1 protein-coding gene and 1 pseudogene are annotated in these 2,071 nt (G+C 53.7%); one reads left to right on the plus strand and one right to left on the minus strand.

Going from position 1 to position 2,071, the window contains the following annotated elements; genetic code table 11:
• Positions 1–310: 310 nt before the first annotated feature.
• Positions 311–784: a trimethoprim-resistant dihydrofolate reductase DfrA14 gene (dfrA14, locus tag ACH0WD_RS24380; RefSeq protein ID WP_004201280.1), complete on the minus strand. Its 474-nt coding sequence runs from the start codon at positions 782–784 to the stop codon at positions 311–313.
• A 155-nt stretch (positions 785–939) separates the two neighbouring features.
• On the opposite strand from dfrA14, the pseudogene intI1 reads away from it, so the two are divergent.
• Positions 940–1,944 (plus strand): annotated as a pseudogene (intI1, locus tag ACH0WD_RS24385) (class 1 integron integrase IntI1); the annotation flags it as partial.
• Between the last annotated feature and the right edge of the window lie 127 nt (positions 1,945–2,071).

Consider the following 2,071-nt stretch of genomic DNA (forward strand, 5'->3'; position numbering starts at 1 on the left):
AGTACCAGCGTACGGCCCACAGAATGATGTCACGCTGAAAATGCCGGCCTTTGAATGGGTTCATGTGCAGCTCCATCAGCAAAAGGGGATGATAAGTTTATCACCACCGACTATTTGCAACAGTGCCGTCCTGCGAATATGTGAGTTTTGACCTAATGAGCCACAAAAACTCATTTTCGCCCACGATAATTTTTCTACTTCCTTTCTTTGGAATGCTCATTTCAATATTCACATAACGTCGCTATCAATCGCGGAAAAGGCGTAGTGCGCGAAGCGAACGAAGCTTTTTGCCGTCGATTGCATAGCTTTGTTAACCCTTTTTCCAAATTTGATAGCAATAGTTAATGTTTGAAGTAAAGTGTTGCTCAAAAACAACTTCGAAGGTATTTGGAATACTCGGGAAGAAAACATCCCCCTCTGGCTCGATGTCGATCGTCGATAAGTGGAGCGTAGAGGCCATGGGTAATGTTTCTCGGTAAATTTCTCCGCCACCAGACACTATAACGTGACCGGTGAATTCAGCTAGCCTGTCCATGGCCTCTTCGATTGACTGAAATACAACTACATTGTCATCATTTGATGTCCAACCTGAGCGGGTAACGACCGCGTATTTCCTATTGGGGAGTGCGCCCATAGATTCAAACGTCTTGCGACCCACCAGAAGCCACTGATTGTAGGTCAATGCTTTAAAAAGTAGCTGCTCCCCTTTCGCGGACCAGGGTATGTCTGGACCGCAACCAATCACGCCGTTTTTCGCTTTCGCAGCCATCAATGATACTTTCAAGGTTCTCATCCTGGGTTAACTTTGTTTTAGGGCGACTGCCCTGCTGCGTAACATCGTTGCTGCTCCATAACATCAAACATCGACCCACGGCGTAACGCGCTTGCTGCTTGGATGCCCGAGGCATAGACTGTACAAAAAAACAGTCATAACAAGCCATGAAAACCGCCACTGCGCCGTTACCACCGCTGCGTTCGGTCAAGGTTCTGGACCAGTTGCGTGAGCGCATACGCTACTTGCATTACAGTTTACGAACCGAACAGGCTTATGTCCACTGGGTTCGTGCCTTCATCCGTTTCCACGGTGTGCGTCACCCGGCAACCTTGGGCAGCAGCGAAGTCGAGGCATTTCTGTCCTGGCTGGCGAACGAGCGCAAGGTTTCGGTCTCCACGCATCGTCAGGCATTGGCGGCCTTGCTGTTCTTCTACGGCAAGGTGCTGTGCACGGATCTGCCCTGGCTTCAGGAGATCGGAAGACCTCGGCCGTCGCGGCGCTTGCCGGTGGTGCTGACCCCGGATGAAGTGGTTCGCATCCTCGGTTTTCTGGAAGGCGAGCATCGTTTGTTCGCCCAGCTTCTGTATGGAACGGGCATGCGGATCAGTGAGGGTTTGCAACTGCGGGTCAAGGATCTGGATTTCGATCACGGCACGATCATCGTGCGGGAGGGCAAGGGCTCCAAGGATCGGGCCTTGATGTTACCCGAGAGCTTGGCACCCAGCCTGCGCGAGCAGCTGTCGCGTGCACGGGCATGGTGGCTGAAGGACCAGGCCGAGGGCCGCAGCGGCGTTGCGCTTCCCGACGCCCTTGAGCGGAAGTATCCGCGCGCCGGGCATTCCTGGCCGTGGTTCTGGGTTTTTGCGCAGCACACGCATTCGACCGATCCACGGAGCGGTGTCGTGCGTCGCCATCACATGTATGACCAGACCTTTCAGCGCGCCTTCAAACGTGCCGTAGAACAAGCAGGCATCACGAAGCCCGCCACACCGCACACCCTCCGCCACTCGTTCGCGACGGCCTTGCTCCGCAGCGGTTACGACATTCGAACCGTGCAGGATCTGCTCGGCCATTCCGACGTCTCTACGACGATGATTTACACGCATGTGCTGAAAGTTGGCGGTGCCGGAGTGCGCTCACCGCTTGATGCGCTGCCGCCCCTCACTAGTGGGCACTGTTGCAAAGTTAGCGATGAGGCAGCCTTTTGTCTTATTCAAAGGCCTTACATTTCAAAAACTCTGCTTACCAGGCGCATTTCGCCCAGGGGATCACCATAATAAAATGCTGAGGCCTGGC

This window comes from Salmonella sp. 2020_1395 (genome assembly GCF_043848115.1).
GTDB classification, from domain to species: domain Bacteria; phylum Pseudomonadota; class Gammaproteobacteria; order Enterobacterales; family Enterobacteriaceae; genus Salmonella; species Salmonella enterica.